This is a genomic window from Cetobacterium sp. (assembly GCF_977044495.1).
The window spans coordinates 1-6,028 of the sequence record NZ_CDRRQU010000074.1; the positions used below are offsets into that span (position 1 = coordinate 1).

The 6,028-nt window shown below is 31.2% G+C and carries 8 protein-coding genes; all 8 read right to left on the reverse strand.

The window, feature by feature from the left end:
• The coding region (locus ACWI69_RS11570; RefSeq protein WP_448821988.1) for an FAD-binding protein at nt 1-1,108 on the reverse strand (1,108 nt) is incomplete at its 3' end.
• Between the two features lie 79 nt (nt 1,109-1,187).
• On the reverse strand, nt 1,188-2,471 hold the full coding sequence (locus ACWI69_RS11575; RefSeq protein ID WP_448821989.1) for a 4Fe-4S dicluster-binding protein: 1,284 nt from the start codon (nt 2,469-2,471) through the stop codon (nt 1,188-1,190).
• Nucleotides 2,472-2,491: 20 nt separating this feature from the next.
• On the reverse strand, nt 2,492-3,355 hold the full coding sequence (locus tag ACWI69_RS11580; RefSeq protein WP_448821990.1) for a DMT family transporter: 864 nt from the start codon (nt 3,353-3,355) through the stop codon (nt 2,492-2,494).
• Between the two features lie 64 nt (nt 3,356-3,419).
• A complete protein-coding gene (gene minE / locus ACWI69_RS11585; RefSeq protein WP_448821991.1) occupies nt 3,420-3,674 on the reverse strand; it encodes a cell division topological specificity factor MinE in 255 nt (84 codons plus the stop codon).
• Between the two features lie 13 nt (nt 3,675-3,687).
• The gene (gene minD, locus ACWI69_RS11590) at nt 3,688-4,479 is read right to left on the reverse strand and encodes a septum site-determining protein MinD (protein WP_448821992.1); all 792 of its coding nucleotides are present in this window, start codon (nt 4,477-4,479) and stop codon (nt 3,688-3,690) included.
• Nucleotides 4,480-4,497: 18 nt separating this feature from the next.
• Complete coding sequence (locus ACWI69_RS11595) at nt 4,498-5,187, reverse strand: septum site-determining protein MinC (RefSeq protein ID WP_448821993.1); 690 nt, start codon at nt 5,185-5,187, stop codon at nt 4,498-4,500.
• Nucleotides 5,188-5,578: 391 nt separating this feature from the next.
• On the reverse strand, nt 5,579-5,773 hold the full coding sequence (locus ACWI69_RS11600) for a DUF1858 domain-containing protein (protein WP_448821994.1): 195 nt from the start codon (nt 5,771-5,773) through the stop codon (nt 5,579-5,581).
• Nucleotides 5,770-6,028: hypothetical protein (locus ACWI69_RS11605; protein WP_448821995.1), on the reverse strand; the 259-nt coding region annotated here is incomplete at its 5' end. The genes ACWI69_RS11600 and ACWI69_RS11605, both read right to left, overlap by 4 nt.

Sequence of the window (6,028 nt, forward strand, 5' to 3'; positions counted from 1 at the left end):
CTCTAGTATTTCTAACTACAAATGGAAATAAATTCAATTCATCCAAATTAGCTAACTGTATATTATTTTCTTCAAATACAGGAATAAAATCACCGGTTGCGCCAAGTTGGTTTGATGTCTGAAACTTCTCAGTTCCAGGAGAATATTTGGCCAATAGTTCTTTGTTTGCAGAAAATCCTCCTGTAGCTATAATAACAGCTTTTGCATTTATATCATAGAAATTATTCCCACTTTGAACTTTTACTCCTTTAACAGCTCCATTTTCCACTATTAAATCTGTTCCTTTACTTCCTGTCCTTATATCTATTCCCAAACTCTTGACTTTAGCTTCCATCCCATCTTGAACTTCTTCCCCAGCATAAGCATCCTTTTCAGCCATATGCCCTCTTTTACCATAATAATGATTTAATTTTACTCCCATTCCTCTTAACCAAGAATCCAATTTTGAAGCTCCTTCCGCTTGAGCTCTAGTTCTTTCTGAGGTATCCATCCAATTACTATTATCTGCAATTAATTTCTCAACCGAATCCTCTACTCCAGCATTTTTCTGTGCTTCCGAATTAATTAAATCATAAAAATTCATATCATATTTTCCATTACCACTTAATATATCTAATTTTTCAATCAATATTATATTATTTAGACCAGCTTCCTTTGCAGATATAGCCGCTGCAAGACCTGCTGGTCCCCCACCCACTATAACTAAATCTGTAGATACTGGCTCTAAAAATGCTACTGGTTGCTCCGGTCCCGCAGTTTTTATAGTTATTCTGCCGAAGTCTTTTCCTCCCTCTTTTAAAGCTGCTGCCACTGCTCTTTTAACTCCCAAGGAAGTGTAAGTCGCTCCCGATACACTATCAACTATTGGTGACTGAGCTTTTAAAATTCTCTCTTTTAAGATTGGAAATGATCTTGATATTATATGGGATGTTTCATTATCTGAAACCAATTCAAGATTATCAATTCTATCCCCTTTTGTCACTACATTCACTTTAATCTCTCCAGAAAAGCCATTCCCTTTCCCTATAATAGATTTTTCTTTTTCACTACAACTCATTAGCATTAAACTCGCTAAAAAAATTGCTAATTTACACCTGTTTGCTTCCATTATGACCCCTTTAAAATTTTTTGAATAAATATTCAAAGAAAATTCTAACACGTTATATTTTTTTTAGCAATATTTTTAATTAATTTTTTAACAATTTTTCTAAATAGATTGATTTCATCTGTTTACTTGCCATAATCTTATGTACAGGAGATAGTTTCAAAATAACACCTAGTATAGCAGCCATAGCTCTATGACTAAATAAGGCTTTATTATCAAATATCAGCTCTTGAAGTGTCCCTTTCTCTATAGCCATTAAAACTGATCTATGCACAGAATTTACTGGAGTCAGTATCTTTTTTTCACGAGGCATTAATAATATACTATTTTTAAAGCATCCTCTTGCACACACCCCACATCCTAAACACAATTCCTCTTGAACTTCATATTTATCTTCTACTTTTTTTATAGCATTTACCGGACAAATTTTAAAACATTTTCCACAGTTTACACATGTATTTTGATCTATTTTAGGAAGAAAATTTGTCGTCTCTACTGGATGTAACATTCCGAATTTTCTAGCTGCTACCAATGCTTCACAACAACATCCACAGCAGTTACAAATAAATGTCACTCCCTCTCTGACATTCTCCCCACATTGAACTAAATTATTATCATATGCTAGCTGAAGTAAATCTTTTCCCTCTATTTTATCAACTCTTCTAGCATATCCATTATTTATAAGTGAATTTGCCACATTACCAAAAGTCATACAAATATCCATTGGAGCGTCACAAGCTTTTCCTACGTGTTGCATTTTATGCCTACAATAACACATACTAATTCCCATATGCTCTGATGTTTCTATAATATATGATGCTCTTTCATAGTCCAAAACCTGAACCAAACTATCTAAAGTATTTGCTGAGATACTATTCTCTGCTATCCTAGTTTTTTCTAAAGCATCTTCATTTACAAAAACTCTTCCTAATTTTGTTTCAGCGCTATAAAAAAGATCTTTTATAAAATCTTCCTCAACATTCATATACTGATATAGAAGTTCCCCTAAAAGTTTTTGATCAATATCCTCTCTAGTTCTCATCATAGAAAACTCTATAAACCCTGCCATAGGTGGGGGCAAAATATAAGTTTGAACACCCTTTTGTGCTATATCTATTAAAATTGCTCTTGATGCCAATGTATCCAAAATATTTTTAGCTTCTTTTTCTGACATTTTCCAAATTGTTGCTGCTTTTTTGACTGTAAAAGGTTTTATTGGAAGTTGTGCAACTAACGCTGCTTCTTTTTCTGAAAATAATATCGATAATATATTATATAACGTCTTTGATGGGGGCGCACCTTGAGGAAATCTATTCAACCTTTCCTCCAAACTTTTATACGCTGACTTACCTACAATATGGCTCATGTTTTCCTCCTAATTAACTTTTATCGTTTTTTGACTTCTGTTAACAGTATAGATGCAAAAATTAGTAATCCACCTATTATAACTTGAAAAGTCATCTTGTCTCCTAAAAGTAAAACAGAGAATACTGCTCCAAATATTATCTCTGTTGTTAAAATTAAAGAAACTTGACTAGGATTAATCTCTTTTTGAGCATATGTTTGAATTGAATAACAGACAAAAGTATTAAAAAGTATTATGTATACCAATGCTAAAATCTGTTTTAAATCATATGTTCTACTAAAGATTGTTGCTCCTTCACATATTATATTCAGTAAAATTCCAATAATTCCTGCTGAAAACATTTGAAATCCATTAATTGTAAAGGGATTTTTATTTTTTATTCGACTTCCTATAACTACAATTTGAAGAGCAAAACATATAGCACATATAAACGTTAAAAAATCCCCAAAATTAATTGTTAAATTTTCTTCGAAGGAAAGAAATCCTATACCTATAAAACATATAATAGAAGAAATTATATAGATTAATTTAGGTTTTTCTTTTGTGATAACCCATGCTATATAGGGTACAAATATCACATTTGCCCCTGTTATAAAAGCATTTTTAGATGCTATTGTATAAACTAATCCAACAGTTTGAAATGCAAATGCTAAAAATAAAATTACCCCTGCAAGCATTCCTAAATTTCTTTCTGCTTTTTCTATTTTTATTTTCTTCATCCTCATAATACACAACATAACTAATGCTGTTATAAAAAACCTGATTCCCAAAAATTCAAATGGTTTTATACCACTATCCAAAATTATTTTTGTCGCTGGAAAGCCACTTCCCCAAATCATGGCAACTAAAAGTAACAATAATTTACTTAAATTTTCTTTTTTCATTTCAATCCCCCTATATTCTTTAATTTTATCTTTCATCCTATCAAAAAAAAATAGCACCGCAGTACTATTTTTTTATTCTTATAGGTATATTAGCTATTAATGCTGTTTCTCTTCCCGACTCTGCTTCTTGAGAAACTTCAATATTCAAAGAATCTCTATCTATATCTACATATTTAGATATCACTGCAATTATTTCATCTTTTAAAGTCTCAAGCATTTTGGGAGAAAGCATAGCTCTATCGTGTATCAGTACTAACTTTAAACGGTCCTTAGCTACTGAACTAGATTTTTCTTTACTTAAAAAACTAAAAAATCCCATATTTCGCCTCCCCTTATTTCTTAAATATTTCCTTTATTTTATCAAAAAACCCAATTTTAGGATCTAAATCTAAAAATTCAACATTTTGTCCAAGTGTCCTTGAAGCAATATTCACATATGCTCTAGCTGCCAAAGACTCCCCTTTGTATACCAATGGTTCACCTTTATTTGTAGATATAACTATACTCTCGTCATCTGGAACTATTCCAATAGGTTTAATTCCTAAAATATCTGTTACATCATCAACACTCAACATATTTCCATCTTTAACCATCTCAACTCTTAAACGATTGACAATTAATTTCGGGTTTCTAATCTCACTCGCTTCTAATAAACCAATAATACGATCCGCGTCTCTAACTGCTGAAATTTCTGGCGTTGTTACAACGTAAGCTTCCTCTGCTGCCGCAATAGCATTTTTAAAACCTTGCTCTATCCCCGCCGGACAATCAACTAATACAAAATCATATTCAGCTTTTAATGTCTCAATTAACTCTTTCATTTGCTCAGGACTCACAGCATTTTTATCTCTTGATTGAGCTGCTGGTAATAGATGCAAATTATCATTTCTTTTATCTTTTATTATCGCCTGCTTGGGTTTGCACACTCCTTCTATAACATCAATTAGGTCGTAAACTATTCTATTTTCAAGCCCCATAACAACATCTAAGTTTCTTAAACCTATATCTGTATCAATCAATAGTGTTTTTTGATTTTGCATAGCCAGTGCCGCTCCTAAATTAGCACTACTCGTAGTTTTTCCTACTCCACCTTTCCCTGAAGTAATTACTATAACTCTTCCCATAGCTCCTCCTATTTCCCTTTATATTTTTAACATATGCTCTAAAGTTGCTTTATTGAATTTTTCAATAAAAATATTTCCATCTTTTAAATAAGCCACTTCAAAATCTAAAGTTTTCTTAACTTTATTGATATCCAATACATTTGTACTAGGATTTTTTGCTATAACTTGTCCTATTTTAATTTGAATAGGATTTAACGAAAATGCTCCTACAAATGCATCTGAGCCATCCTTTTCTCCCGCATAAACAGTTCCATTCAGATACCCTAACACAACTACATTACCCTTAGATTTAATTATTGCACCCGGATTTACATCCCCTAACACGACTACATTTCCATCATACTCTAAATTATGTCCAGAACGTAAAGTTCCTTTATAAAATTTTGTACACCCTTCATCTGTTACATCCTTTATACTTTTAAATGGAAGTTGTCCTCCAGGCAACTGTGAAAAAGTAGATTTTTCAGAAAAAATAAACGCTATTTTTATATTAGTCTCTTTATTTATTACTCCGATTAAAATATTTTCCTCTATTTCCGTCAGTTTTCTATTAGTAAATTCAATAGCTATTTTTGTATCACCTATGAATGATTCAGCCTGTTTAATCTTTTCAGAAAATTTATCTTTTAAAGAGTTAAAATCAATGCTACTATCTAATTGCACAACTAATCTATCCTTTTTTCCCTTCAGAATTACACAGTCATTCATATCTCTACACTCCCAACTTTATTTTTTATATACCGTTAAAGTATACCACTTTTATGTTCAAACTTCAATCATTTTATCACTATATAGCTTTTTTTATTGAATATTTTTTTACATTTTTTTCAAAAAAAAGAGCCATGAAATTTTTTCACAACTCTTTTTCTATTAATTATCCTAATATTTTATCTTATAAACTCTTCTCTATATAGTACTTTCTACAATTTAACTTTCAAAATAAGTCCTTTTGTAAATAAAGACCTAAGTTACGCACTTTCTATAATTCAGTGAAAAATATTCACAAGTAAAAATCCCAAAACCGGAATTTTTATTACTAATTATTATCCTAAAATTAATTTTTCTTCATAACCGCTTTTCCCAAAACTAGACTTATTTCTTACCTCCCCTCTATTTTATTCAATTTTTCTAAAACTTCCTCTATATTTATTCCATGAACCTCACAAGCCTGCTCTAAAGTTTCCATCTGTGCTGATGGACACCCAACACATCCCATTCCATATCCCATCAAAATCTCTACTGCCATTGGATTTGCTTTAACAATATCCGCAATTATGGTATCCTTTGTTATCATTTCTTTTCCTCCTTTAAATTTTTTATAATATCGTTTCTAAACTTATCTATAGTTATTCTATCAATAAAATGACCCAACTTTTCTCCCATTTGAGCATTTTTATTATAATAGTCCAATATAATTTTCACTAAAAGATATGCCTCATTTTCAGAAAGTTCTTTTACTAAAACATCTGCACTCCTTGGATTAAAACCTGCACTTCCACCAACAGTAATGAAAAATTTTCCATCCATATCTACAAGAACTGCAACATCT